General features: G+C 63.9%; 26 protein-coding genes. 12 read left to right on the forward strand and 14 right to left on the reverse strand.

The annotated features are described in order from the left end of the window. Positions 1 to 24: 24 nt before the first annotated feature. The 6 genes from ACFOJ9_RS26930 to ACFOJ9_RS26955 all read right to left on the reverse strand — a co-directional run bounded on the left by ACFOJ9_RS26930 (position 25) and on the right by ACFOJ9_RS26955 (position 5,943). Positions 25 to 435 carry a GtrA family protein gene (locus ACFOJ9_RS26930; protein ID WP_378983073.1) on the reverse strand — a complete coding sequence of 137 codons (411 nt, stop codon included), beginning with the start codon at positions 433 to 435 and terminating at the stop codon, positions 25 to 27. Then, entirely contained in the window at positions 432 to 1,253 is an 822-nt protein-coding gene (locus ACFOJ9_RS26935) for a ChbG/HpnK family deacetylase (protein WP_378983076.1), read from the reverse strand. The genes ACFOJ9_RS26930 and ACFOJ9_RS26935 overlap by 4 nt, the downstream gene beginning before the upstream one ends. Then, positions 1,250 to 2,239, reverse strand: coding sequence for a glycosyltransferase family 2 protein (locus tag ACFOJ9_RS26940; protein ID WP_378983079.1), 990 nt, complete (start codon positions 2,237 to 2,239; stop codon positions 1,250 to 1,252). The genes ACFOJ9_RS26935 and ACFOJ9_RS26940 overlap by 4 nt, the downstream gene beginning before the upstream one ends. After that, positions 2,232 to 3,395 carry a glycosyltransferase family 87 protein gene (locus ACFOJ9_RS26945; protein WP_378983082.1) on the reverse strand — a complete coding sequence of 388 codons (1,164 nt, stop codon included), beginning with the start codon at positions 3,393 to 3,395 and terminating at the stop codon, positions 2,232 to 2,234. Before ACFOJ9_RS26945 ends, ACFOJ9_RS26940 begins: the two co-directional genes overlap by 8 nt. 215 nt (positions 3,396 to 3,610) lie before the next feature. Then, a complete protein-coding gene (locus tag ACFOJ9_RS26950) occupies positions 3,611 to 4,648 on the reverse strand; it encodes a zinc-binding dehydrogenase (protein ID WP_378983085.1) in 1,038 nt (345 codons plus the stop codon). A 53-nt stretch (positions 4,649 to 4,701) separates the two neighbouring features. Beyond that, a complete protein-coding gene (locus ACFOJ9_RS26955; protein WP_378983088.1) occupies positions 4,702 to 5,943 on the reverse strand; it encodes an acyl-CoA dehydrogenase in 1,242 nt (413 codons plus the stop codon). 115 nt (positions 5,944 to 6,058) lie between these two features. On the opposite strand from ACFOJ9_RS26955, the gene ACFOJ9_RS26960 reads away from it, so the two are divergent. The 5 genes from ACFOJ9_RS26960 (at position 6,059) to ACFOJ9_RS26980 (ending at position 9,732) form a co-directional block, all read left to right on the forward strand. Then, positions 6,059 to 6,874, forward strand: coding sequence for an SDR family oxidoreductase (locus tag ACFOJ9_RS26960; protein WP_378983090.1), 816 nt, complete (start codon positions 6,059 to 6,061; stop codon positions 6,872 to 6,874). 39 nt (positions 6,875 to 6,913) lie between these two features. After that, positions 6,914 to 7,399, forward strand: coding sequence for a MaoC family dehydratase (locus ACFOJ9_RS26965; protein WP_292181701.1), 486 nt, complete (start codon positions 6,914 to 6,916; stop codon positions 7,397 to 7,399). Continuing rightward, entirely contained in the window at positions 7,396 to 8,427 is a 1,032-nt protein-coding gene (locus ACFOJ9_RS26970) for a phosphotransferase family protein (protein WP_378983093.1), read from the forward strand. The genes ACFOJ9_RS26965 and ACFOJ9_RS26970 overlap by 4 nt, the downstream gene beginning before the upstream one ends. A 227-nt stretch (positions 8,428 to 8,654) precedes the next feature. After that, on the forward strand, positions 8,655 to 9,299 hold the full coding sequence (locus tag ACFOJ9_RS26975) for a TetR/AcrR family transcriptional regulator (RefSeq protein ID WP_378983096.1): 645 nt from the start codon (positions 8,655 to 8,657) through the stop codon (positions 9,297 to 9,299). 181 nt (positions 9,300 to 9,480) lie between these two features. After that, positions 9,481 to 9,732 carry a DUF680 domain-containing protein gene (locus ACFOJ9_RS26980; protein WP_378983098.1) on the forward strand — a complete coding sequence of 84 codons (252 nt, stop codon included), beginning with the start codon at positions 9,481 to 9,483 and terminating at the stop codon, positions 9,730 to 9,732. Between the two features lie 40 nt (positions 9,733 to 9,772). Here the strand turns inward: ACFOJ9_RS26980 and ACFOJ9_RS26985 are convergent, their stop codons facing one another. The 8 genes from ACFOJ9_RS26985 to ACFOJ9_RS27020 all read right to left on the reverse strand — a co-directional run bounded on the left by ACFOJ9_RS26985 (position 9,773) and on the right by ACFOJ9_RS27020 (position 17,715). Beyond that, a complete protein-coding gene (locus ACFOJ9_RS26985; protein ID WP_378983101.1) occupies positions 9,773 to 10,822 on the reverse strand; it encodes a Gfo/Idh/MocA family protein in 1,050 nt (349 codons plus the stop codon). 48 nt (positions 10,823 to 10,870) lie between these two features. Beyond that, positions 10,871 to 11,656, reverse strand: coding sequence for a ThuA domain-containing protein (locus ACFOJ9_RS26990; protein ID WP_127329423.1), 786 nt, complete (start codon positions 11,654 to 11,656; stop codon positions 10,871 to 10,873). Positions 11,657 to 11,859: 203 nt separating this feature from the next. After that, the gene (locus ACFOJ9_RS26995; RefSeq protein WP_378983104.1) at positions 11,860 to 12,090 is read right to left on the reverse strand and encodes a hypothetical protein; all 231 of its coding nucleotides are present in this window, start codon (positions 12,088 to 12,090) and stop codon (positions 11,860 to 11,862) included. A 59-nt stretch (positions 12,091 to 12,149) separates the two neighbouring features. After that, positions 12,150 to 12,734 carry a sarcosine oxidase subunit gamma gene (locus ACFOJ9_RS27000; protein ID WP_378983107.1) on the reverse strand — a complete coding sequence of 195 codons (585 nt, stop codon included), beginning with the start codon at positions 12,732 to 12,734 and terminating at the stop codon, positions 12,150 to 12,152. Then, the gene (locus tag ACFOJ9_RS27005; protein WP_378983110.1) at positions 12,727 to 15,720 is read right to left on the reverse strand and encodes a sarcosine oxidase subunit alpha; all 2,994 of its coding nucleotides are present in this window, start codon (positions 15,718 to 15,720) and stop codon (positions 12,727 to 12,729) included. Before ACFOJ9_RS27005 ends, ACFOJ9_RS27000 begins: the two co-directional genes overlap by 8 nt. Further along, a complete protein-coding gene (locus ACFOJ9_RS27010; protein WP_378983113.1) occupies positions 15,717 to 16,028 on the reverse strand; it encodes a sarcosine oxidase subunit delta in 312 nt (103 codons plus the stop codon). The genes ACFOJ9_RS27005 and ACFOJ9_RS27010 overlap by 4 nt, the downstream gene beginning before the upstream one ends. Positions 16,029 to 16,039: 11 nt before the next feature. Then, the gene (locus tag ACFOJ9_RS27015) at positions 16,040 to 16,462 is read right to left on the reverse strand and encodes a hypothetical protein (protein WP_378983115.1); all 423 of its coding nucleotides are present in this window, start codon (positions 16,460 to 16,462) and stop codon (positions 16,040 to 16,042) included. After that, positions 16,462 to 17,715: a sarcosine oxidase subunit beta gene (locus ACFOJ9_RS27020; RefSeq protein WP_378983117.1), complete on the reverse strand. Its 1,254-nt coding sequence runs from the start codon at positions 17,713 to 17,715 to the stop codon at positions 16,462 to 16,464. The genes ACFOJ9_RS27015 and ACFOJ9_RS27020 overlap by 1 nt, the downstream gene beginning before the upstream one ends. 270 nt (positions 17,716 to 17,985) lie before the next feature. Here ACFOJ9_RS27020 and ACFOJ9_RS27025 point away from each other — a divergent pair, with 270 nt between their 5' ends. The 7 genes from ACFOJ9_RS27025 (at position 17,986) to ACFOJ9_RS27055 (ending at position 23,714) form a co-directional block, all read left to right on the forward strand. Next, on the forward strand, positions 17,986 to 18,744 hold the full coding sequence (locus tag ACFOJ9_RS27025) for an SDR family oxidoreductase (RefSeq protein ID WP_378983119.1): 759 nt from the start codon (positions 17,986 to 17,988) through the stop codon (positions 18,742 to 18,744). Positions 18,745 to 18,872: 128 nt separating this feature from the next. Then, a complete protein-coding gene (locus tag ACFOJ9_RS27030) occupies positions 18,873 to 19,259 on the forward strand; it encodes an SET domain-containing protein (protein WP_378983122.1) in 387 nt (128 codons plus the stop codon). A 183-nt stretch (positions 19,260 to 19,442) separates the two neighbouring features. Then, a complete protein-coding gene (rpsU, locus tag ACFOJ9_RS27035) occupies positions 19,443 to 19,721 on the forward strand; it encodes a 30S ribosomal protein S21 (protein ID WP_023671138.1) in 279 nt (92 codons plus the stop codon). A 140-nt stretch (positions 19,722 to 19,861) separates the two neighbouring features. Continuing rightward, the gene (locus ACFOJ9_RS27040) at positions 19,862 to 20,713 is read left to right on the forward strand and encodes a tetratricopeptide repeat protein (RefSeq protein ID WP_378983125.1); all 852 of its coding nucleotides are present in this window, start codon (positions 19,862 to 19,864) and stop codon (positions 20,711 to 20,713) included. 176 nt (positions 20,714 to 20,889) lie between these two features. After that, positions 20,890 to 21,366 (forward strand): DUF992 domain-containing protein, encoded by a 477-nt coding sequence (locus tag ACFOJ9_RS27045; RefSeq protein ID WP_378983127.1) that lies wholly within the window; start codon positions 20,890 to 20,892, stop codon positions 21,364 to 21,366. A 210-nt stretch (positions 21,367 to 21,576) separates the two neighbouring features. After that, on the forward strand, positions 21,577 to 22,059 hold the full coding sequence (locus ACFOJ9_RS27050; protein ID WP_378983129.1) for a DUF992 domain-containing protein: 483 nt from the start codon (positions 21,577 to 21,579) through the stop codon (positions 22,057 to 22,059). Between the two features lie 221 nt (positions 22,060 to 22,280). After that, complete coding sequence (locus ACFOJ9_RS27055) at positions 22,281 to 23,714, forward strand: MFS transporter (protein ID WP_378983131.1); 1,434 nt, start codon at positions 22,281 to 22,283, stop codon at positions 23,712 to 23,714. Positions 23,715 to 23,716 lie beyond the last annotated feature (2 nt).

The raw sequence follows: 23,716 nt of genomic DNA on the forward strand, positions 1-23,716 counted from the left end.
AAAGTGTGTGGCGGTTTTCCGCCGCTACTTCAGCGATCGGCCTTCGATCGACCAGCGTGCGGCGAGGAAATTCAGCACCGCCGCCACCACGACACCGCCGATCTTTGCCGGCCATACCCCGGCGATGCCGGCGAACAGCGCGATCGAAAGGCTGGAGACGCCGAGCGAAATCAGCCCCCCAAGCGAGGCAAAGCGAAGGAACGCGTCATGCAGCCGGATGGCTCGATTGCGCTCGAACGACCAGAAGCCATTCGCCACGAACGAGAAGGTGACGGCGATGAACCAGGCTGCGATGTTGGCGGGCAGCGGCGAAACCCCGAGCTTGAGCAGCAGGAAGAAGCTGGCAAGGTCGATGGCTGTATTGGCAAGTCCGACAATGGCAAAGCGGACGATCTTGTTGCCGGTCGAACGCTGGGGCCGCTCGGCGTCGCTCATCGCTTGCCGTCCATGATTGCGACACCGGCACGGGCCAGGCTTGCGCCCAACTCGTCCGACGCCAAGACCGCGAACTCGACCTCGCGCACGCCTTGCATCGTGTCGCGAGCGCGCAGCGTCTCGTCGACATGGCCGGGGTGGCACATGAACAGCCCGCGTTCCGGCAACGCCTTTACGGCGGCCTGCAGAACAGGAGCGAATTTTTCGGGGCGCCGCCAGTCATAGATGCCGGCCAGCGGCTCGAAAAGGGTGAAACCGGCGCTCTGCATCGACCGGTTGAAGCCGGCAGCGAGTACCGCGATCGCCGCTACCTTCGGCACTACGGCGAACGTACCGGCCAATGCCGGGGCGCCGCGCAGCGCCGGCTTGTCGCTTCCTTCGCCAAGGCGCGCGCGCAGCCATGTGCGCACGACGGGAAGGAAATGCACATGCTGGTGCCCGTCGACGAAGTCGGGCCGGCGCCCCAGCGCCTCGACAAAGCGGCTGTACTGGGCGTCGAGTTCCGCATGGACATCGCGCTCAGCGATGTGGCCACGCAGAACAGGCAATGCCAGTGCGCGGAGCGGCGGCAGCCGGCCTTCCGGCGCCAGGCTCGACCGGCCGGTGACGGCGGGCTGGTCGGTCAAGGTAAGATGCAGCCCGACAGCGACACGGCCGCACAGAGGTTTTATGCGCGCGGCCTCACCAGCCCATTCCGGAAAGCCGGTCATGCAGCTGGTGCCCGTCAGGCGGCCGCGATCGAGCAGGTCGAGGATGGCGGCGGAGACGCCAGGCGCCAGGCCGTAATCATCGGCGATCAGACGGATGCGCCGCGTCATCTGTCGGGAGCGCCCGGATCCGGCCTCTCGGCGGAGACGTCGCTGCGCACGACATCGCGCACGAGATAGACCGGCCGATCCTTGCTTTCGCTGAGCGTGACCCAGACATATTCGCCGATCAGGCCAAGCAGGGTCAGGTTGAGGCCGCCGAGCAGGACGACGGCGACCAGCAGGCTGGGGTAACCCGGAACGGCAATGCCGTAGAAGATCACCTCGAAGAACACCTTGGCGCCGTAGATCGCGCCGGCCAACGCCGCGAGCAGCCCGCTGAGGCTGATGAGGCGCAGCGGAATGACGGAAAACGAGGTGAAACCTTCAAGCGAGAAGGCGATCAGGTTGAGCCGGCTCCATTTCGACGTACCGCTGGCGCGGCCCTCCGGCGAATAGGGCAATGCCTTCTGGCGAAAGCCCGCCCAGGCAAACAGGCCCTTGTTGAAGCGCCGCTTGTCGCGCAGGCTGGTCAGAGCGCGCGCGACAGCGCCGCGCATGACGCGAAAGTCGCCGGCATTTTCGGGAATATCGAAACGCTGGCTGCTGTTGATCAGGCTGTAGAAAAGCCGGGCCAGCTGGCTGCGCCGCCAGCTCGCCTCGCGGCGGTCGTTCTGCGCATAGACGACGTCGATGTCCGGATGGTCCACCAGCTCGGCGATCAGCTTCAGGCTGATGTCCAAGGAATGCTGGAGGTCGGCGTCCATGATGAGCACCATATCAGCGCGCGACTGGTCGAGGCCGGCCAGCACAGCGACTTCCTTGCCGAAATTGCGGCTGAGGCGGACGATCTCCCACGACCCCGTCAGCGCCTGGGAAAACCGTCCGGCGCCATCGTCATGGCTGCCGTCATCGACCAGGATCTTGTGCACCGTCATGCCGTAGCGCTGTGCCACGGCCGCTTCGAGCTCGCCGAGCAGGCGTGCGAAGGCGGATGCCGATGGCGCCTCGTTGAAGAACGGCGCAACGATATCGAGTGTCCGCCGCAACTCAGCCATTTGCGATCCCCGCATTCACCACCTTTTCCCGTGCCTTGGCCCAGAACCACCAGATCAGGGAACCGGCAATGAGAGTGACCGTGATCGGCCGGAACCAAGGGAAGAGGAGATCGTGCACATGGCGATCGACGCCGCTCAGTCCTGCCGCGAAAAGCGCCGTGGACAGCACCGAGGCCAGGACGCCGCCTCGCTCTTCGCGCCACAACAGAGCGATGGCGAGACCGGCGGGCACCGCGATCATGGCATAAGTGTTGGGCTCGACGCGCGGGTTGAAGACGCACATGTAGAAAGTGGCCGTCAGGAAGATCGCCAGCCCCGCCGGTCCGCGTTCAAGCTTGCGGTCGAACCAGATGACGGCTGAAAGCGTAAACAGAGCCATGACCATGCGCACGATCGTGGCACCGAATTCCGGAATGGGCAGCCCTACGGCCGTAAAAGGCGCCGTGAAGTCGGACGCAACGAAATGGCTGGTGTTGTCGACGGCCATGGAGGTCAGCATCTGGGCGAAGACACGATACTGATCGTTGAGATAGCCAGCGGGAGCAAAAGCGTAAGGCAGCGCCAGCACGAACAGCACCGCCAGCACCAGCGCCGGTATCAACCGGAGCCGAAGGGCTCCTACCAACAACAGCATAATGATCGCGGTCGGCTTGGCGATGATGGCAAGCGAAGCCCAGAAGAACGTCTCCGCCCGCCGCCCTTCCAGGGCCGACAGAGTGAGAAGCCAGCAGGCGCCGGTCAAAAGGATCGTCGCCTGGCCGTTGCGGATCGCGCCAAGCGCCATCGGCAAAGCGAGGAAAAGACCGAAAGAAAGCAGCCACGTCAATTCGCCGCCGCCGAGCTTGCGCACCTGCCGCATCGCGGCATAGGTCAGCACAGCGAAGCCAAGGGTGTGCCACACCACGCCGCCCAGATGCGGACCGAGTTTGACTATCGGTGTATAGAGCGCGGCAAAGGCCGGCGCGTAGAGATACCCCATCTCGGATTGGGTGTCGTAGAGTGGCAGACCGGCCAGAAGCGCCTCGCTGCCGTCTATATAGGCCTGCCATACCGTGCGCGTGTGGGGCGACCGCAGGACCATGGCAAGAACGACCAGGAACGCTCCGATCCAAAGGCTAAACCCCAAACGGTCGAACACCGGCTTGGACATCTTCATCAAGGCACCCCACACCATCCGGAACGGGCCCAGTCCAGCCCTGTCCCGGCATTCGATGGCGGCGACATATCACGGACAAAGCGGCGTGGCATAGGGGGCTGAAAGACGCGGCCATCGGCTTGACGATCCGGACAGCTGCCGGATACCGGCATTCTCCGTCCGTCGAAAGCTCTCTGAGTCCTCGTATCCAAGTTTCTCGCGTCTTTCGAATTGCTCTAAGGCCGGATGAACACCTTGCCGTTGGGTTTGGCCAGCTCCGCCGGCACCCGCGCCATGGCCTCGGCAAGCGGCACCACCGCCGTCACGTCGGTCGACCAACGCCCGTCGGAAAACCGCTTCTGCGCTTCCAGGATCGCCGGGCCACGGCGGTCGCGGAACTGGCGCATCCACTCGCTCAGCCAAAAACCTTCGATATGCTTGTGCTGGAAGATCAGCTGGCCGGGCTCGCGGATAACAGTGGCTTCGGGATCGAGCCGCCCGTAGATGATCCAGCGCGAACGCTTCGGCATGGCGTCGAAGATGGCGGAGGCCAGCGGCCCGGTCACCGCGTCCAGGAAGATGCGCGGCTGCTCGGCCTTCATCACCTCGCGCAGCGCCGCCTTGAAATCCGGCGCCTTTTCATTGAGGACGTGCGCCGCGCCAAGCTCTTTCAGCAAAGCGATCTGATCGTCGCGGCGTACGGTGACGATTGGCCGGAAACCCTCTTCCCTGGCCAGGCCGATGATCAGCTTGCAGAGCTGGCTGGCGCCGGCGGTCATGACGAAGGCCTTTTCGCCTTCCTGTTTGACGATGTCGAACATGGCGAGCGCGGTGATCGGGTTGACGATCATCGCCGCGCCATCCTCGTCGCGGACGGTGTCGAGCAGCGGGATGCAGGCAGCAGCCTCGGCGACAGCATACTCGGCCCATGAGCCCCAGTTGCTGACGCCGGTGGCAAAAGCAACGCGCTTGCTGATCAGGCTTTTGGGATAGGGCTCGTCACCGCTGGCGACGACCGTGCCGACGCCCTCGAAGCCGGCCGGCTGGCCCTTGGCGCGCGGCTGGCCGTATTGGCCCTTGATGAAGGCGACATCGGACGGATTGATCGAGGCGAGGCTGACCTTGATCAGCACCTGGCTGGGGCCCGGTGTCGGCACCGCGATGCTGCCCGGCTCAAGATAGAGCTCCATTGCCTCCAGCACGCTGCCGCTCGGCGTCCTGGTGTAGCCGTCGCCGACCAGCAGCAGCGCCTTCATTTCGGAGGGGACGGTCATCGGAACACTCCTTGCTTGCACCTGTCGGCGTCGCCGGATGATGATGCCGGCGCTCAAACCTTTTCCTGCGTGTATTTTTTCAGCTCTGTGCGCGCCACCTGGCGGCGATGCACGGCGTCCGGACCGTCGGCGAGGCGCAATGTCCGCAGATGCGTCCACGAACGCGCCAGCGGCGTGTCCTGGCTGATGCCTTGCGCGCCGAACATCTGCACCGCCTCGTCAGTGACCTTGAGCGCAACGCGGGGTGCTACGACCTTGATCTGGCTGATCCAGGGGGCGGCGGCGCGCGCATCGCCCTGGTCGATCATCCACGCCGCCTTGAGGCAGAGCAGGCGGGCCATCTCGATCTCCATGCGGCATTCGGCGATGATGTCGAAATTGGCGCCGAGCTTGGCCAGGGGCTGACCGAAGGCCTCGCGGCGTACCGAACGCTGGCACAGCATCTCGAGCGCCATTTCGGCCTGGCCGATGGCGCGCATGCAGTGGTGGATGCGGCCGGGGCCGAGCCGCCCTTGCGCGATCTCGAACCCCCTGCCCTCGCCGAGGATCAGATTCGACGCCGGTATCCGCACATTGTCGAAGCGGAGGTGCATGTGGCCGTGCGGCGCGTCGTCGTCGCCATAGACCTGCATGGCCCGGACCTTGGTCACGCCTTTCGTGTCGGAAGGCACCAGGATCATCGAATGGCGGCGGTGCTTCGGCTCATCATCGCCGCCGGTCCGGACCATGACGATGTAGATGGCACAGCGCGGATCGCCGGCACCCGATGCCCACCATTTCTCGCCGTTGAGCACATAGTCGTCGCCCTGACGTTCGCAACGCATGGCAATGTTGGTGGCGTCGGAGGAGGCGACATCCGGCTCGGTCATCAGATAGGCCGAGCGGATCTTGCCGTCGAGCAGCGGTTCCAGCCATTCTTTCTTGTGGTCGGCCGAGCCATACCGTTCCAGCACCTCCATGTTGCCGGTGTCGGGCGCCGAACAGTTGAAGGTCTCGGCGCCGAGATGCGCCTTGCCCATCTCCTCGGCCAGATAGGCATATTCGACGGTGGAAAGGCCGTAGCCGCGTTCCGAGCCGGTCAGCCAGAAATTCCACAGGCCACGCTCTCGTGCGGTCTTCTTCAGCCCTTCGAGGATCTCGCTCTGGCGCGCACTATAGACCCAGCGATCGCCTTCCTTGCCCACCTCGCCCAGGAATTCCTTGTCGAGCGGCATGATCTCGTCGCGCACCATGGCCGCGACGCGCGCATGGATCGGCTTCAGCCGCTCGGTCATGCCGAGATTCATCTCCGTCATCGGTCGCTAACCCTTCATACACGCCAGGCATTTTGTCAGTGGCAAGGATGACCGTACTTCGGATAGCCTTGTCAACGCGAACTGTTTGCCCGCATGCCGAGCGCGGAGGATTGTGATGAGCTATCTGGACGAGCTGTTTTCGGTGGCCGGCAAGACCGCGCTGGTGACAGGTGCCGCGACCGGCATCGGCCGCATGGCGGCGACCGCGCTGGTGCAGGCCGGCGCCAGCGTGATGATCGCGTCGCGCAAGGGCGAAGATTGCGTCAAGGTCGCCGAAGAGTTGAACGAGCTTGGTGCACCGGGCCGGGCCGAAGGCTTTGCCGGTGATGTCTCCAGCGAAGCCGGCATTGCCGCACTCGTCGCCGAGGTCAAAGCGCGGACCGGGAAACTCAATATTCTCATCAACAATGCCGGCGTCTCCTGGGGCGCGCCATTGGAGAGCTTTCCCTATTCGGCATGGGCCAAGGTGCTCGGCGTCAACGTCACCGCGGTCTTCCATCTGACCCGCGAATTGCTGCCGCTGCTCGATGCCGCCGCCAGCGACGCCGATCCGGCCAGGGTGATCAACCTCGGTTCGGTGATGGGCACACAGCCGCTGGCCGACGATGCCTATTCCTACACCGCCTCGAAGGCCGCGGTTCATCATCTGACGCGCACACTGGCGCTTGAGTTCGCCGCCCGCCGCATCACCGTCAACGCTTTCGCCCCCGGCCCCTTCCAGAGCCGTATGACGGCGTTTGCCACCGGCACGCAAGAACAGGCCAGACATGTCGGCAACCACGTTCCGATCGGCCGTATCGGCGCACCGGATGACATTGCCGGCGCAACGCTCTATTTGTGCAGCCGTGCAGGCAGCTATGTCACCGGCGCTATCCTGCCGATCGACGGCGGACAGTCGGTGCAGCATGGGCTGACGCTGTTCAAGGAATGACATTTTCCGGCCACAGAAGCCGGAGGTGAACTGGAGGACATGAGCGTGGAACCGATCAGTCTCGATGTGCTTCTGGCCAATATTGGCAAGGAGGTTGGCGTGTCGCCGTGGCGGGTGGTCACGCAACGCATGATCGACCAGTTCGCCGACGCCACCGACGACCACCAGTTCATCCACTGCGACCCGGAGCGCGCGATGCGCGAAACGCCGTTCGGCGGCACCATCGCACACGGCTTCCTGTCGCTGTCGCTGTTGTCGGCGATGACCTTCGAGACCATGCCGCCACTGGAAAACAGCAAGATGGGCGTCAACCATGGCTTCGATTCGCTGCGCTTCCTGGCGCCGGTGAAGACCGGGGCGCGCATCCGCACCCGTTTCGTGCTGGCCGACGTCAAGGTCAGGCCGTCGGGCTGGGTGCAGACCGCGCATGACGTGACGATCGAGATCGAGGGCTCGAAAAAACCGGCGCTGACGGCGCGCTGGCTGACGCTGACCCTGATCGAACGCCAGCCCGAGACGGCATGAGTGATCCCGTTCTCGACCAGGCAGCGCTTGCGCCTTACCTCGAGGCGAACATACCGGGCTTTTCCGGGCTCCTTTCCATCGAAAAATTCAAATCGGGCCAATCGAACCCGACCTATCTCATAACGGCGGCAAGCGGCCGTTACGTGCTGCGCGCCAAGCCGCCGGGGCAGTTACTGAAATCGGCGCATCAGGTCGACCGCGAATTCAGGGTGATGAGCGCGCTTGCCGGCACCGCCGTGCCTGTGCCTGACATGCTGCATCTGTCGGCGGAGGACTCGCCGATCGGCCGCATGTTCTACGTCATGGATTTCCTCGACGGCCGCATCTTCTGGGATCCGGCGCTGCCGGAGGCAGGCGACAACGAAGAACGCGCCGCCGTCTACGATGCCATGAACGACACCCTTGCCGCGCTGCACGATGTCGATATCGAGACCGTGGGGATCGGCGATTTCGGCCGGCCGGGCAATTATTTCGAGCGCCAGTTGGCGCGCTGGAGCAGCCAGTACCGCGCTTCGGAAACCGGCACTGTCGCCGATATGGACCGGCTGATCGCCTGGCTGGAAACGCATATGCCGGCCGATGACGGCCGCGTCTCGCTGGTGCATGGCGACTACCGGCTGGACAATCTGATCTTCGCGTCCGATCGGCCAAGGGTGCTGGCGGTGCTCGACTGGGAACTATCGACATTAGGTCACCCCTTTGCTGACATCGCCTATCAGTGCATGCAATGGCGGCTGCCGCACGCGTCGGGTTTTCGCGGTCTGGACGGTGTCGATCGTTCCGCACTCGGCCTGCCTTCCGAGGAGGACTACGTCGCCAGCTACTGCCGGCGGCGCGGGCTCACCGGTATCGGCAACTGGACGTTCTTCCTCGCCTTTTCCTTCTTCCGGCTGGCTGCAATCTGCCAGGGCGTCTTCAAGCGGGCGCTGGACGGCAACGCCTCCAATCCGGAAAAAGCCAGGACTTATGGCGAGGCGGTGAAACTGCTTTCCCATCTCGCCGCGAGACTGATCGACAAAGAGGCGTGATGGGCCGCTTTGACGGAGCAACAGTGCTGATCACGGGTGCTGCCGGCGGCTCGGTCGTGGCGCCGCGAAAGGCTTTGCCATTGAGGGAGGCTCGGTTGCCGCTCTCGGATGTCGACAAGCGTCAGCGCGATCTGATGCATGCCGCTTGGGAACTTCCCGCGCTCTTGTCCGTTTCCGTACAGCGTATATAATTTAGCCAGGCACCAACCAACCAAAGGCACCAGATCTTGCCGCCGAGCGTCACGACACGCCGCGAGAAACAAAAGGCCGAACAGCGCTCCGAGCTGGTCGCGGCCGCGCACAAACTCGTCCAGGAAGAAGGCTATGAGGGCCTGACCATCCGCAAGCTGGCCAAACGGGTCGGCTATGCCCCTATGTCGGTCTATTCCTACTTCGCCGACAAGCAGGACATCCTGTTCGCGCTGGCGGAAGATGCGTTCGAGACGCTTGCCCGTCGCATCGAGGAGCATCCGTCCGACGATCCGATCGAGGCCTTGCAGGCGGTGATGACCGAATATGCCGCTTTCGGGCTCGGCAATCCCAACGAATACCGCACCGTGTTCATGACCGAAAAGACCAAGCTGCCGGAAGGCAAGAGTTACGACGACCTGGAAGAGAGCAACCCGGCGATGAAGGTGCTGATCAGCAGGGTCGAGGCCTGCGTCGCCGCCGGCAAACTGCAGGGCGATCCGCGCGCCATCGCCACCATGCTGTGGGCGGTCGGCCACGGCACGATCTCGCTGCTCATCACCTTTCCGTTCTACCCCTTCGGCGACCCGCAGGCCTTCGTGAAGCGGATGTGCGATTTCACGCTTGCCACGCTCAGCACGCAAAACGTGCCGCCGCTGACCGAGACCCCGGTCAACTGCTGAACGCCAGCTCCGTTCGTTTCCATATTTTCTATCTACAGCCAGAGCGGTGCGGATTTCTTGGTTAACAAAAAATTTACCGTACGCGTACGGTTTTGACTGAACTTCGCGATCGGCGGACGTATCTGTACGAAGTATCGTACATGTACGAGAAAAATTCACCCGTCGAAAACGGAGACTGACAATGAAAAAGACCCTTCTCACCCTCGCCGCCGTGCTGGCCCTTTCGGGCTCGGCCTTTGCCGCCAACACCACCACCCACCCCGTCAAGCATGCGCCCGCCGCAACCTGCGTCGACACCAAGACCAACGTGAAGCTCGATTGCGCTTCGACCGGCTCGGTCGAGAAGAAGGGCGCCACGGAAAACACCGCTGAAGGCAAGGGTCCGCGCCTCGGCATCAGCATCAATCCGTGGATTGTGCCGAGCGCATTCTGATATCTGCAGAAATCACGTCTGGCCGGTAAGCCGGCCAGTTTCAGCCGACCGAGATCGGCCGTTTGGCCGCTGAACTCTCGAAGGCAGCATCGATCAGCTTCTGCATGTCTGCGGCGCGCCTGAACGACGGATCGCCGTTGCGGCCCGCGTCCAGCGCGTCGGCAAAGCGCCGGGCGTTGCGTTTGACATCGGGCAGCGCCAGCTTTTGCCAGCGCTGAAGATCGACATCCCCACCCAGACAAGCGGACAGGTTCGAGACCTTGCCGTCGGTCTCGACCTTGATGGCGCCCTTGGTGCCGTGCAGGACCAGCGACAGATCATTGGCGTGGCCGGTCATGTAGCGGCTCGCCACGATCGTGGCGAGCGCGCCGGAACTGAGCCGCGCCGTCATCGCCACGCTGTCATTGGCATCCAGCACATAGTCGCCGATGCGCTCGCCCTCGGCCTTCGGAAACGTCACCAGATCGGCATGCAGGCTGACGATATCCTGATCGGCCCCATAGGTGGCGAAATCGAGGATATGAATGCCGACATCGCCGAGCACGCCGGTCGAGCCGTGCCGGCTCGACAAGCGCCACAACCATTTGTCGTCGACCCGCCAGTCGCCCCATGATCGGCTGACCAGCCAGCTTTGCCGGTAGCTCGCCTCGACATGGCGCAGATCACCGATCTCGCCGGCCTGAACCATACGCCGTGCCTCCTGGATCGCCGGTGAGTTGCGATAGGTCAGGTTGACCATGTTGACCACGCCGGCTGCCTCGGCCGCTTCGGTCATATCAAGCGCGTCGGCGTGGTTCGGCGCCAGCGGCTTTTCGCAAAACACATGCTTTCCGGCGCCGAGCAGTGCCAGCGTCGTCGCCATATGCGCACCATCCGGCGTCGCGTTGATGGCGGCATCAAACTGACCCCAGGCAATCGCCGCTTCCAGGCTCTCGAAGAAATCGCCGATCTTGCTGGCGGCGGCGAACGCCGCCGCGCGGCCGGGCACCTGGTCGACGCAAGCGACGATGCTGCAGCCCGCAATCCCGGCAAACTCCTCGACATGATGCCCGGCGATACCGCCGGTGCCGAGCAGAAGAAGACGATGCATCAGTTCAGGCCCCCAACCCACTCACGTCTCAATCCGCTCAGGCTCCAATCAGCTCAGGCCCTTGTCGCCGTCGGCATGCAGGCGCAGCCCCTTCTGGACGATCTTCTCCTTGGCCGCATCCGTCGGCACGTTCGGCGCATTTGTGATGCCGGACCATGCCGGCGCCGGGTTGTGCGCCCAGTGCACCGCGTTGCGCAGCACCTGCTGCACGCCCTCATTGTGATAGATCGGATAGGTCTCGTGGCCGGGCGAGAAGTAGAAGATCCTGCCGGCGCCGCGCTGGTAGGTCAGCCCTGACCGGAACACCTCGCCGCCCTCGTACCAGGAGACGAACACCGTCTCGAGCGGCTCCGGCACCGCGAACGGTTCGCCATACATTTCGGTCTCGCCGATCTCCAGGCACTCACCGATGCCTTGCGCGATCGGATGGCCGCGGTTGATCGCCCAGACGCGCTCGCGCTCGCCCGCCTCGCGCCATTTCAGCGAACAGGGCGTGCCCATCAGCCGCTTGAAAATCTTCGAGTAGTGGCCGGAATGGAGCACGATCAGGCCCATGCCTTCCCACACCCGCTTCTGCACCCGCTCGACGATCTCGTCCTTGACCTCGCCATGTGCCGCGTGGCCCCACCACAAAAGCACGTCGGTGGCCGCCAGGCGCTTCTCGCTCAAGCCATGTTCAGGTTCCTGCAAGGTGGCGGTGGTCGCCTCGATGCCCTTGTCCTGGTTGAGTGCCGCGGCAATGGTGCCATGCATCCCCAAGGGATAGAGGTCGCGTACGGCTTCATTGGTCTGCTCGTGGACATTCTCGCCCCAAACGATCGCTTTTGTCGGCATTTTCATCTCCCAAAGCGCTTTAAATAGCATGCCCAACGGGATTGAGAAGGTCCGATGCAGCCTGGTCCGATGGAAAATTGAGCAATTCCAGGAAAAGTGTGAAGCGGTTTTCCCGGGAAAAGCGCATAGCGCTTTCCCTTGGGAATTGCGCCAAAACAAACGAGATAGAGCGGTTCAGCGTTTCCGCGAAACGATGAAACGCTCTACGTCTTGCGCTTCTTGCGCCCGGGCACGGTCTTGGCCTGGCCCGGCTTCGCCGGAGCGCCGGAGATGGACGATCCAGTGATCGACACCGGATCGCTGGCCGGGAACGTGTCTTCGAGGCCTTCCTCGAGTTCCTCTTCGGCGCTCGGCGCTTCGTGCCGCTCATGTTCGAGCGAGCGGACGGCCGATGTCTTTTTGACCGGTGACTTCGGCGCGGAATTCGACGGCATCGGAATTCTCCCTCGGCGTGCGGATGCAGAACGAGCGTGCCCTGCAAAGCGTTCCGAGTTCAGACCGCCGCGTCCCGCGATCCCTCGGACAGGAAAGTAAAGACATAGTCCGAGAAGGAACGCCAGCATTCAACCCGAAAGGCATCCGCTGCCGTGCGCAACAGCACGATCTCGGTCTTGCCCAGGATCGTGCGCGACGCCGCTCCCACCGGGAAGGCATCGAGCGACAGATCCTGCGGGCAGCCCGCATTGATCGTCGCCGCTGCCCCGGCGCCCGTCACGGCGATAGCGATGTTGCGATGCGAGATACCGACCGCCGAGTGCAAAGCGGAAACCCCAGCACAATCGGCGAGCGGATCATTGCCGGCCTCGTCGATAACAAGCCATTCGTCGGGGCCGAGCCACAAAGCGGTGCGCCCGCCCTTCGAGGCAAGCGTCTTCGGCTTTTTCGGCAAGGTCACACCGAGCGCCTTCGAAAGCGCTGCAATCGAGGGCTCCGGCGCGCGCAATGACATGCGCTCGGCCGGCGGCAGCACCTCGACCTTGACGCCGGCAGCAGTGGTGCTGCGACCAGTCAGCGCCGGGCGGCGTTCAACCGAAGGCGATGCAGCCGGAGCCGTCTTCCTTGCAGCGGCCTTAGCCATTGAGGCGCCCTCCCGTCTCGTCGAAGAACACCATGCCGGTAACCTCCACTTCGATCACCCCGTCCGGCATCGGCACATAGAGCGTCTCGCCCATGCGCTCGCGGCCGCCGGCGACCAGCGCCAGCGCGATCGAGCGGCCGCAATTTTCCGACCAGTAGCTCGAGGTGACGTGACCGATCATCTTCATCGGGATCGCCTGCTTCGGATCCTCGACGATCTGCGCGCCTTCTTCGAGCACCACCTTGGGGTCCTTGGTCTTGAGGCCGACCAGCTGCTTGCGGCCCTTGGCGACCAGATCCGGCCGCGCCATGCCCCTGATACCGACGAAATCGGCCTTCTTCTTGCCGACCGCCCAGTCGAGGCCGGCATCGTTCGGCGTCACCGTGCCATCGGTGTCCTGGCCGACGATGATGTAGCCCTTTTCGGCACGCAGCACATGCATGGCCTCGGTGCCGTAGGCGGCAGCGCCATGCTTCTGACCTTCGGCCCACAAGGCTTCCCAGACGGCCTGGCCATAGTCAGCCGGCACGTTGACCTCGAAGCCGCGCTCGCCGGTGAACGACATGCGGAACAATCTGGTCGGCACGCCGCAGATCTTGCCTTCGCGCACCGACATGTGCGGCAGCGCCTCGTCAGACATGTCGATGCCTTCGACCAGCGGCGCGATGATGTCGCGCGACTTCGGCCCCTGCACCGCGATGACCGCCCATTGTTCGGTGATCGAGGTCAGCCAGACATTGAGATGCGGGAACTCGGTCTGGAGATAGTCCTCCATGTGGTTCATGACGCGCGGCGCGCCTCCGGTCGTCGTCGTCACATGGAAACGGTCCGGCGCCAGCCTGCCGACGACACCGTCATCATAGATGAAGCCGTCCTCGCGCAGCATGATGCCATAGCGACAGCGGCCGGGCTCCAGCTTCTCCCACGGATTGGTGTAGAGCAGCTCCATGAACTTGGCTGCGTCCGGCCCGACCACTTCGATCTTGCCCAGCGTCGAGGCATCGAACAGACCCGCCGTCTTGCGCACCGCGACGCATTCACGGTCGACCGCGGCATGTATGTCTTCGCCTGCCTTGGGGAAATACCAGGCGCGCTTCCACTGGCCGACATCCTCGAACACCGCACCTTGCGCCTCGGCCCAGGGATGGATCGCGGTTCTGCGTGTCGGGTCGAACAGCGGACCGCGCGAATGGCTGACGATCGCGCCGAAGGTCACCGGCGTATAGGGCGCCCGGAACGTGGTCAGGCCGACTTCCGGGATCGGCTTGCCCAGCATCTCGGCGGCAATTGCCAGGCCATGCATGTTGGAGGTCTTGCCCTGGTCGGTTGCCATGCCGTTGGTGGTGAAGCGCTTGACGTGCTCGATCGAGCGCATGCCCTCATGCACCGCCTGGCGGATGTCCTTGGCGGTGACGTCGTTCTGGAAGTCGACGAACGCCTTTACCGTCGTGTCCGGCCCGGCGCCAGGGGCCGCACCCAGCATGCCGCGCGACCAGCTCTCCGAGGCGTCGACCTTCGGCTTGTTGCCCTTGGCGGTTTTGGCGCCTGCATCCTTGGCCGCTTTGGCGCCAGCCGCATAAGCCTCGTCGAGCGTCGCCGACAGCCCGTCGGTGCCGTTGCAGGCGCCGACTGAGACGCAGTCCTGCGCATAGGTGCCCGGCACGAAGCGCTTGGTCTCGTCGTTGAAGGCGACCTTGCCGCGCGACTGCGAGAACAGATGCACTGACGGCGTCCAGCCGGCCGACATCAGGATCGCATCGACCGGGATGGTGCGTTCGCCGCCGCCATTCTTCGGCTGCACGGTCATCGACGACACCCTGAGCTTACCGCCGGCGCGGATCACCGCGCGGCCGAAATTGATCTCGATGCCGAGTGCCCTCGCCTCGTCGATCACCGGTCCGGTCGGGTTGTCGCGCAAATCGACGATCGCCGCCACGTTGACGCCGGCCTTCTTGAGGTCGATCGCGGCCGCATAGGCAGAATCATTGGCGGTGTAGACGCCGACATTCCTGCCGACCGCCACGCCATAGTGGTTGAGATAGGTGCGCGCAGCACCCGCCAGCATGATGCCCGGGCGGTCATTGTCGGCAAACACCATGTGGCGCTCGATGGCGCCGGAGGCCAGCACCACGCGCTTGGCCCTGATCTGCCACAGCCGCTCGCGCGCCAGATCGTGACCGGGGGCCGAGAGATGATCGCTGACACGCTCGACCAGCCCGACGAAATTCTGCGCGTAATAACCGAACGCCGTCGTGCGCGAGAGCACGCGGACATTGTCCATCGCGCTCAGCTTTGCAATCGCACCTTGAGCCCAGGCAAAACCGTCCTGGCCGTCGATCCTGGCGCCGCTCTCGAAACGCAGGCTGCCGCCGAACTCGGCCTGCTCGTCGGCGAGGATGACGCGCACGCCCGTTTCAGCCGCCGCCAATGCTGCCGCGATGCCCGCGGCACCGCCACCCAGCACCAGCACGTCACAATGCGCATAGCGTGATGAATAATGATCGGGATCCGGCTGGTCCGGGGAAACGCCAAGGCCGGCCGCCGCGCGGATCTTCGGCTCATAAAGGCTCTTCCAGGCCACCTTCGGCCACATAAAGGTCTTGTAGTAGAAGCCGGCCGAAAACAGCGGCGAGGCGATGTCGTTGACCGCACCGACGTCGAAAGACAGCGACGGCCAACGGTTCTGCGACTGCGCGTCAAGCCCGTCATAGAGCTCCTGCACGGTGGCCCGCACGTTCGGCGTCTTGCGCGCCGCGTCGCGCTTGATCTCGACCAGCGCGTTAGGCTCCTCGGCGCCCGCCGACAGAATGCCCCGCGGACGGTGATACTTGAACGAGCGGCCGACAAGATGGACGCCATTGGCGAGCAGCGCCGAGGCCAGCGTATCGCCCTCGATACCGGCATAGGACTGGCCATCGAAGCTGAAGCGCGCGGTCTTTGCCTGTTTGAGGCGGCCGGCACCGGGAATGCGGAACGCGCCGCTCATTTGGCAACCACTTCGTTGGAGATTTTGGGCAGCTTGGACGGTTTCGGTTCGCCGGCCTTGTAGGTCATGACGAACTTGTCCGTGACGGTGTCACGCACGGCGTTGAAGAAGCGGGCGCAGCCATGCATGTGCCGCCAGCGCTCATAGATGATGCCCTTGGGATTCGAGCGGATGAAGAAGAATTTTTCGAAATCGTCGTCGGTCTCGCCAGCGATGTTGGTCGAGCGCGCGATATGCGCCTCGCCGGCGTTGCGGAACTCGAGTTCCGGGCGCTCTTCCTCGCAATAGGGGCAGCGGATGAGAAGCATTTGGTTCGTTCCTACAATTCGCCGTGGCCGACGCGGGCGCCCGCCGGTTGATCGCAAAGCTTCTGTCCCAAGTTCGCGAACGGCGCGACGAGCCGGATGCGCTCTTCCACGCTTGCAGCGGGACGAAACAGATCGCGGGACGCCATGTTTCCGAGGGTGAGCTGCATCGGATCGGTGGTGACGATGACTTGACGCGGCTGGAATGTCTCGTCTTCGTCGAGCCCTTCCGGTCGTCCCTCGAAGAACATCACCACCCTCTGGCCACCGCTCCACACGCAGGCCAGCGTGCCGTCGTCGACCGAAAACGGCCAGCCGGCTTCGTTGCCGGCACGGCTGATCGGCTGCAGCCGCACCTCGTCCGCCGACGGAAAATGGAACATGCCCTGCTCCCCCGCCAGCATCAGCGGCATCGCGACAGCCATTTGCGCCATCATCAGTGCGCCACCGCCGCCGCCGCCGCCTCGTCGATGAGCCGGCCGGTGCGGAAGCGCTCGATGGTGAAAGGCGCGTTGATCGGATGCGGATCGTCCCTGGCGATGGTGTGGGCAAAGACATGGCCCGAGCCCGGCGTCGCTTTGAAGCCGCCCGTGCCCCAGCCGCAATTGACATAGAGGCCGGGCACCGGCGTCTTGGCCAGGATCGGCGAGCGGTCGGGCGTGACGTCGACGATGCCGCCCCACGAGCGCAGCATCTTCATGCGCGTAAAGATCGGGAACATCTCGCAGATGGCGTCCAGCGTATGCTGGAGGATGTGCAGGCCGCCGGTCTGCGAATAGGAGACATACTGGTCGGTGCCGGCGCCGATCACCAGCTCGCCCTTGTCGGACTGCGAGATATAGGCATGCACCGTGTTCGACATCACCACGCAGGGAACCACCGGCTTGACCGGCTCCGACACCAGCGCCTGCAGCGGATAGCTCTCCAGCGGCATGCGCACGCCGGCCATGTTCATAATCACCGAGGAATGGCCGGCGGCAACGACGCCGACCTTCTTGGCGCCGATGAAGCCGCGCGTCGTGTCGACGCCCATGACCGCGCCATTGGCCCCCCGCTTGACGCCGGTGACCTCGCAATTCTGGATAATATGCACGCCGCGCGCCGAGGCGCCGCGCGCATAGCCCCAGGCGACCGCATCGTGGCGCGCCGTGCCGCCGCGCCGCTGCAGCGCCGCGCCGACAACGGGATAGCGTGCGTCTTTGGAGGTGTTGAGCGGCGGGCAGAATTCCTTCGCCTGCTCCGGCGTCAGCCACTCATTGTCGATGCCGTTCAGCCGGTTGGCGTGGACATGGCGCTTCAGCACCTGCACATCGTGCACATTGTGCGCGAGCATCATGACGCCGCGTGCCGAATACATGACGTTGTAGTTAAGCTCCTGGCTGAGCCCATCCCACAGCTTCAGCGCATGGTCGTAAATGCCGGCGCTCTCGTCATAGAGATAGTTTGAGCGGATGATGGTGGTGTTGCGGCCGGTGTTGCCGCCGCCGAGCCAGCCCTTTTCCAGCACCGCGACATTGGTGATGCCGTGTACGGTGGCCAGGTAGTAGGCGGTGGCCAGGCCATGGCCGCCGGCGCCGACGATAATGACGTCGTATTCCTTCTTCGGCTCAGGCGAGGACCATTGTTCCTCCCAGCCCTTGTGGCCGCGCATGGCCTCGCGGGCGATGGCGAATACCGAATATTTCTTCAACGTCCCAACCTCGCCCTAAAAAGGCCTCGCGAATAGCGGCCGGGCATTCATTCGGTCCCGGCGCGCGAGGTGTATCACTAGCGAAACAGCGCTTCCACCCTTGCGCTGTTTGCGACGGCGCTTGCCGTTTTGCGCCGCGACGAAAAAGACGCATCCCGCGCGTCGGCGCTTTCCAGCATCTTGGCGGGTATCGGGTGGCTCGCGCTGGCTCGATCTGCGACCAAGCATCCACTGCCAGTGAAGCCGGCGCAAATAACAAGGATGCAGAAAATGTTCGCACTCACCAACAAGGTCGCCATCGTCACTGGCGCCAGTTCCGGCATCGGCCGCGCCACCGCAAAACTCTTTGCCGAGGAGGGCGCCAAAGTCGTCGTCGCCGCCCGCCGGCAGGCCGAGCTCGATGCGCTTGTCGCCGAAATCGAAGACGCCGACGGCACCGCGGTCGCGCTTGCCGGCGATGTCAGGGACGAAGCCTACGCAAAGGCCCTTGTCGATCTGGCGGTCGAAAAGTTCGGCGGGCTCGACATCGCGTTCAACAATGCCGGCGCCGTCGGCCAGATGGGGCCGATTTCGGAACTGTTGCTGGAGGGATGGCGCGAGACGCTCGACACCAATCTCACCAGCGCGTTTCTCGGCGCGAAATACCAGGTGCCGGCCATGATCGAGCGTGGTGGCGGTTCGCTGATCTTCACCTCCACCTTTGTCGGCCACACGGTCGGCATGCCGGGAATGACCGGCTATGCCGCGAGCAAGGCCGGCCTGATCGGGCTGACGCAGGTGCTTGCCGCCGAATATGGCCCGAAAGGCGTGCGGGTCAACGCGCTGCTGCCCGGCGGCACCGACACGCCGGCGGCAACCTTCAAGACTCCGGAATCCCGGGCCTTCGTCGAAGGTCTGCATGCGCTGAAGCGTGTCGCCGTGCCCGAAGAGATCGCCCGCTCGGCGCTCTATCTGGCGTCCGACGCCTCGAGTTTCACCACCGGAGCGGCATTGCTTGCCGATGGCGGCGTGTCGATCAACCGGACGTGAAGGGTTTCTCGCGGCGACAGGCATGTTCATAGCCGCCAGGCAGACAGCCGGTCTTGCTTTTTCGCCGCGATTTGGCGATGCCGTTTGCTGTCGAAACGGGTCTTCTTGCCAAAACCGGTCCTGCAAACATGATGCTGATCAGAACCTATGTGGCTGCGAGCGCAATCGAAGGCGTCGGCGTGTTCGCCGCCGAGCCGATCAGGAAAGGCGCCTCGATCTGGCGGCTCGATCCTGATTTCGACCGGCTGATCCCGATGGACAAATACGAGGCAGCGCCCTCGCATCTCAGGGAACTGCTCGAACGCTATGCCTATCCGAGCCCGGACCGGCCGGGTTTCATGGTCTATGAAGTCGACAATGGGCGCTTCATGAACCATTCTGGAAATCCGAATACGGATTTTTCGCAGTATGGTGGGGCCACGGCGACCCGCGACATCGCCGCGGGCGAGGAGATCACCTGCGACTACGGCGAGTTCTTCGACGATTTCGAGCGGCTGCACCTCGCCACGGCGTAGTCGGGTCTCTATCTTGATCTCTGGCAAACCGACTGCGGTTTGGCTCTCCAAGTTCATTTCGACTGTGGACAGCGCGGCATGATTCTGCTATCAGCCGCCCCAATTCGTGGTGTAAACCGCCGCGGAGGCTAGTGGCTATGGCCGCTTGCCTGTTGATATCAAACCCGAAAGACAGGATTGCCCGTGCAGGTACTCGTCCGCGACAATAACGTTGATCAGGCGCTTCGCGCTCTCAAGAAGAAGATGCAGCGCGAAGGCATTTTCCGCGAAATGAAGATGCGCGGTCACTACGAGAAGCCGTCCGAGAAGCGCGCCCGTGAAAAGGCTGAAGCCGTCCGCCGCGCCCGCAAGCTGGCCCGCAAGCGCGCCCAGCGCGAAGGCCTGCTGCCGATGACGCCACGCCCGGTTGCTGCTGGCGCTGCCGGTGGCCCAGGTGGCGCTCCGCGTCCGCCGCGGTTCTAACGCCAATTTTTCGTCCTTTTCGAAGGATATCAGAGGTGGCGCGATGTGGAATCGCCGCCACCTTTTTGTTTTTGATGTGACCGGCCCGGAGGGGGGAACCGGACCTGAGCGACGCGGCTTGAAGTGAGGACAGGGCAGACATGAACGCAACAAGCGTGGAGCGCGGGACCGCATTGCGTGGTTTCGCCCTGAAAGCGGCCCTGCTCTCCGGACTGGCGCTCGCCGGCTGCCAGACAGCCGGCCCGCCCGGCGAATTCAACAACATCGACAAGGCGCAAGGGTCGACCGAGAACATCTCCTCGCTGTCGGCGGTCATCCAGCGCAATCCCCAGGATCCTGAAGGCTACAATGTGCGCGGTTCGGCCTATGGCCGTGGCGGCCAGTACCAGGCGGCGCTCAAGGATTTCAATCAGGCCATCCAGCTCAACCCGAATTTCTTCCAGGCCTATTCGAACCGCGCGCTCATCCAGCGCTTCCTAGGCAATCAGACGGCCGCGCTTGAGGACTACAACCGTTCGATCCAGATCAACTCAAATTATGACGCGGCCTATATCGGCCGCGGCAATCTCTACCGCAAGGCGGGTCGCACGCAGGATGCCTTCAACGATTTCCAGAAGGCGATCCAGCTCGACACCACCGACGCGCGCGCCTACCACAATCGTGGCCTGATCTATCAGAGCCAGGGCCAGCACAAATTCGCCATCGAGGACTTCTCGACCGCCATCTCGCTGGCGCCGGACGCCGCCGAGCCCTATAACGGCCGCGGCCTCTCCTATCTGGCGACCAATGACGAGGACAACGCCTTCTCCGACTTCAACATGGCGATCAAGCTCGACGGCAGGAATGCCGAGGCCTGGGCCAACCAGGCGCTGATCTACGAGCGGCGCGGCGACAAGGCTAAGGCGGCGAAATCCTATAAGGAAGCCGTTCGGCTTGATCCGACCTACCAGCCGGCCAAGGATGGCCTCGCCCGCGTCAGCGGTGGATCTTAGGCGCAAATCACAGCACTGCCCTTTGTGCGCCCGACGCCGCAAACCCGTCCATCCGGCAACCGCGCGTTAACCCCGGCAGCAAGGTGCTGACCCGCGCCTTGTTCGCGCCAAGTTTTCGGCGGAACGGTCTGGCCACTCCAGCCGTTATTCCAGGCAATTTGCGAAAGGACCCTCCCATGATCAAGAAACTCGCCTGCGCCGCTGCCCTTGCCACGACGGTATTTGCTGCTGCCCCGGCCAACGCCGGCAAGCTGCAGCTCGGCACGCTCGACTGCACCATTGATGGCGGCACCGGTTACATCGTCGCCTCCAACAAGGGTGTGTCCTGTGTCTTCCGCCCCCATCATCGCGGACCGTCGGAGATTTACACGGGCGTCATCTCCAAGATCGGCGTCGATGTCGGCCAGACGCATCAGGGCCAACTGGTCTGGGCCGTGCTGGCCGCGACCCGCGATCGAGACGGGGGCGATCTCGCCGGCAGCTATTACGGCGTCAACGCCGAGGCGAGCGTCGTGACCGGCGGCGGCGCCAACCTGCTGGTCGGAGGCCTGGGCAGCGCCTTCATGCTGGAGCCGCTCAGCGTGCAGGCGCAGACCGGCGTCAACCTTGCCGTGGCTGTGACCTCGCTCCAGCTGATCCACTCGTTCAAGTAAATCCATGGAGCCATGCGCTCCATGACCCCTCACCCAACGGCGCGGAACCAGATAGGATGGTTCCGCGCCGTTTGATTTTCCGAGCAATTCCAGGAAAAGTGTGAGACGGTTTTCCCGGGAAAAGCGCATAGCGCTTTCCCTGGGGAATTGCGTTAAATCAAAGAGACAGAGCGGTCCGGCGTTTCCGTGAAATGCTCTGGGGGGACCGCCATGCTGAAGACAGCCATTGCCGCTGCCATGTTCGCCACCGCGCTTTCCGGGGCGGCGCAGGCGCGGGACCAGGGCATAGAGCTCGGCACGCTCGATTGTGCCATCGGCGGCGGTACCGGCTTCATCTTCGGCTCGAGCAAGGATTTGAGCTGCACCTTCAACCCCGCAGACAAGAGCTTCGCGCCGGAAGCCTATTTCGGCGCCGTCAACAAATACGGCCTCGATATCGGCACGACAAAGCAGACGGTCATGCAGTGGATCGTGCTGACGCCGCTGAAGAACATCTATGCGCCAGGCGCGTTGGCCGGCGACTATCTCGGCGCCAGCGCCGAAGTGACGGCGGCCGTCGGCGCCGGTGCCAATTTGCTGGTCGGCGGTTCCTCGCAGGCCTTCACCTTGCAGCCACTCAGCCTGCAGACGCAGACCGGCATGAACCTCGCGATCGGCGTCAGCCAGTTCCAGCTGCGCAGCACCGAGAATTGATGGTGCACAAAGGCCGCCGATCGAAAACACGGCCGCCGAACGATCCTCAAAAAACCGCTTGAGCTCAATCGCGGTTGAGGTTTTACAAGCCTGCCCCGAACGCAATAACGCCTCGATGAGGTGCCCGATCCGGCGCTGTCGATTCGCATGGTCCTGCCGGAAACCCGTACTGGCTTCTGGCGTCCTGCGCTGGCGTCGAGATATGCAAGGCAGGGGTGGAAATGACCGAGATCAGCACAAACCGGGTCGACTGGCGCGTATTGTGGGCAAGCGGCGACCTGGCGCGTTTCTGTTTCATCAGCCTCGGCATCCTGCTGCACGCCACCAACGAAACGATGGTGGCGACGGTGATGCCGGCCATGGTCGGCGAACTGGCGGGCGTGCAGCTGGTCGGCTGGTCGCTGGCGATCTACGAGCTCGGCGCCATCGTCGCAGGTGCCGCGGCCGGACGGCTGGTCAGCTATGTCCCGCTGCGCACCAACATGGTGGTCGCCGCGCTCCTCTATGCCGCCGGGGCGCTGATCTGCGCCACCTCGCCTTCCATGCAATTGTTCCTTGCCGGCCGCCTGATCGAGGGGCTTGGCGGCGGGGCGCTGGTGTCGCTGGCCTTCGTCTCGGTCGAGCGGCTGTTCCCGCGCGCCATCTGGCCGCAGCTTTTCGGCATCATGTCGGCGATCTGGGGCGTCGCCGCATTCAGCGGACCGTTGCTCGGCGCTGTCATGACCGAGCTTTTGTCATGGCGCTGGGCCTTCGGTATCTTCACCTTCGGCGGCGCCGCCATGGCGCTGGCAAGTTTCATCGTGCTCAACACGCCGGAGGCGACGAAACCCAGGGCGAGCATAGGCAAGGCGCCGCCCTTTCCGCTGGCGGCCCTTGGCTGCCTTGCCGTTGCCGTGGTGCTGATCGCCTCGGCCGGTGTCGACATCGCCTTGCTGCGCTCCTCGCTGCTGATGGTCCTTGGCCTGGTTGGCCTTGTGATGTTCTTTTACATCGACGCGCTGAAGCCGCGCTCGCGGCTGTTCCCGGCGCGGCTGTTCTCATGGCGCACGCCTGTCGGCGCCGGCATGACCATGGTCGCCGCCTTTTCGGTGGCGACCTGTTCCTTCGGCGTCTACGGGCCGCTGCTGCTGACCAGCCTGCACGACATTCCGCTGCTGACCACCGGCTACATCATCGCCGCCGAATCGATCGCCTGGTCGATCCTGTCGATTTTGGTCGCCAATGCGCCGCCGCGGCGCGAGCGGCTGATCATCGTCGGCGGCGCGGTGATGATCGCGGCCGGCATCGCCGGCTTTGCCTACACAATACCGCTGGGCTCCATTCCGCTGATCCTGATCTGCGCCCTGCTGCAAGGCGGCGGCTTCGGGGTGGCCTGGCCCTTCCTGACGCGCGTCATCGTCGCGTCCGCGCCTAAGGGTGAGCAGACAATCGCCTCGGCGGCGGTGCCGACCATGCAGCGCATCGGCTATGCCGTGGGTGCGGCCCTTGCCGGCATCGTCGCCAATGCCAGCGGCTTTTCACAAGGTTTGAACCACGACGCGGCGGTGAATGTCGCATCCTGGCTGTTCCTCGCCTTCGTGCCGCTCGGCATTGTCGGTTGCCTAGCGGCCTTGCGAGCATCGACGACAACTCGGCTGCAGGAGGCCGTTGGCTAGAT

Source organism: Mesorhizobium cantuariense, from assembly GCF_042647205.1.
GTDB classification, from domain to species: Bacteria; Pseudomonadota; Alphaproteobacteria; order Rhizobiales; family Rhizobiaceae; genus Mesorhizobium; species Mesorhizobium cantuariense.

Bases quoted from the DNA above. Each gene is read 5' to 3' on its own strand.
- ACFOJ9_RS26930 (WP_378983073.1), bottom strand. From the start codon at position 435: ATGAGCGACGCCGAGCGGCCCCAGCGTTCGACCGGCAACAAGATCGTC.
- ACFOJ9_RS26935 (WP_378983076.1), bottom strand. From the start codon at position 1,253: ATGACGCGGCGCATCCGTCTGATCGCCGATGATTACGGCCTGGCGCCT.
- ACFOJ9_RS26940 (WP_378983079.1), bottom strand. From the start codon at position 2,239: ATGGCTGAGTTGCGGCGGACACTCGATATCGTTGCGCCGTTCTTCAAC.
- ACFOJ9_RS26945 (WP_378983082.1), bottom strand. From the start codon at position 3,395: ATGAAGATGTCCAAGCCGGTGTTCGACCGTTTGGGGTTTAGCCTTTGG.
- ACFOJ9_RS26950 (WP_378983085.1), bottom strand. From the start codon at position 4,648: ATGACCGTCCCCTCCGAAATGAAGGCGCTGCTGCTGGTCGGCGACGGC.
- ACFOJ9_RS26955 (WP_378983088.1), bottom strand. From the start codon at position 5,943: ATGACGGAGATGAATCTCGGCATGACCGAGCGGCTGAAGCCGATCCAT.
- ACFOJ9_RS26960 (WP_378983090.1), top strand. From the start codon at position 6,059: ATGAGCTATCTGGACGAGCTGTTTTCGGTGGCCGGCAAGACCGCGCTG.
- ACFOJ9_RS26965 (WP_292181701.1), top strand. From the start codon at position 6,914: ATGAGCGTGGAACCGATCAGTCTCGATGTGCTTCTGGCCAATATTGGC.
- ACFOJ9_RS26970 (WP_378983093.1), top strand. From the start codon at position 7,396: ATGAGTGATCCCGTTCTCGACCAGGCAGCGCTTGCGCCTTACCTCGAG.
- ACFOJ9_RS26980 (WP_378983098.1), top strand. From the start codon at position 9,481: ATGAAAAAGACCCTTCTCACCCTCGCCGCCGTGCTGGCCCTTTCGGGC.
- ACFOJ9_RS26985 (WP_378983101.1), bottom strand. From the start codon at position 10,822: ATGCATCGTCTTCTTCTGCTCGGCACCGGCGGTATCGCCGGGCATCAT.
- ACFOJ9_RS26990 (WP_127329423.1), bottom strand. From the start codon at position 11,656: ATGCCGACAAAAGCGATCGTTTGGGGCGAGAATGTCCACGAGCAGACC.
- ACFOJ9_RS26995 (WP_378983104.1), bottom strand. From the start codon at position 12,090: ATGCCGTCGAATTCCGCGCCGAAGTCACCGGTCAAAAAGACATCGGCC.
- ACFOJ9_RS27000 (WP_378983107.1), bottom strand. From the start codon at position 12,734: ATGGCTAAGGCCGCTGCAAGGAAGACGGCTCCGGCTGCATCGCCTTCG.
- ACFOJ9_RS27005 (WP_378983110.1), bottom strand. From the start codon at position 15,720: ATGAGCGGCGCGTTCCGCATTCCCGGTGCCGGCCGCCTCAAACAGGCA.
- ACFOJ9_RS27010 (WP_378983113.1), bottom strand. From the start codon at position 16,028: ATGCTTCTCATCCGCTGCCCCTATTGCGAGGAAGAGCGCCCGGAACTC.
- ACFOJ9_RS27015 (WP_378983115.1), bottom strand. From the start codon at position 16,462: ATGATGGCGCAAATGGCTGTCGCGATGCCGCTGATGCTGGCGGGGGAG.
- ACFOJ9_RS27025 (WP_378983119.1), top strand. From the start codon at position 17,986: ATGTTCGCACTCACCAACAAGGTCGCCATCGTCACTGGCGCCAGTTCC.
- ACFOJ9_RS27030 (WP_378983122.1), top strand. From the start codon at position 18,873: ATGATGCTGATCAGAACCTATGTGGCTGCGAGCGCAATCGAAGGCGTC.
- ACFOJ9_RS27040 (WP_378983125.1), top strand. From the start codon at position 19,862: ATGAACGCAACAAGCGTGGAGCGCGGGACCGCATTGCGTGGTTTCGCC.
- ACFOJ9_RS27045 (WP_378983127.1), top strand. From the start codon at position 20,890: ATGATCAAGAAACTCGCCTGCGCCGCTGCCCTTGCCACGACGGTATTT.
- ACFOJ9_RS27050 (WP_378983129.1), top strand. From the start codon at position 21,577: ATGCTGAAGACAGCCATTGCCGCTGCCATGTTCGCCACCGCGCTTTCC.
- ACFOJ9_RS27055 (WP_378983131.1), top strand. From the start codon at position 22,281: ATGACCGAGATCAGCACAAACCGGGTCGACTGGCGCGTATTGTGGGCA.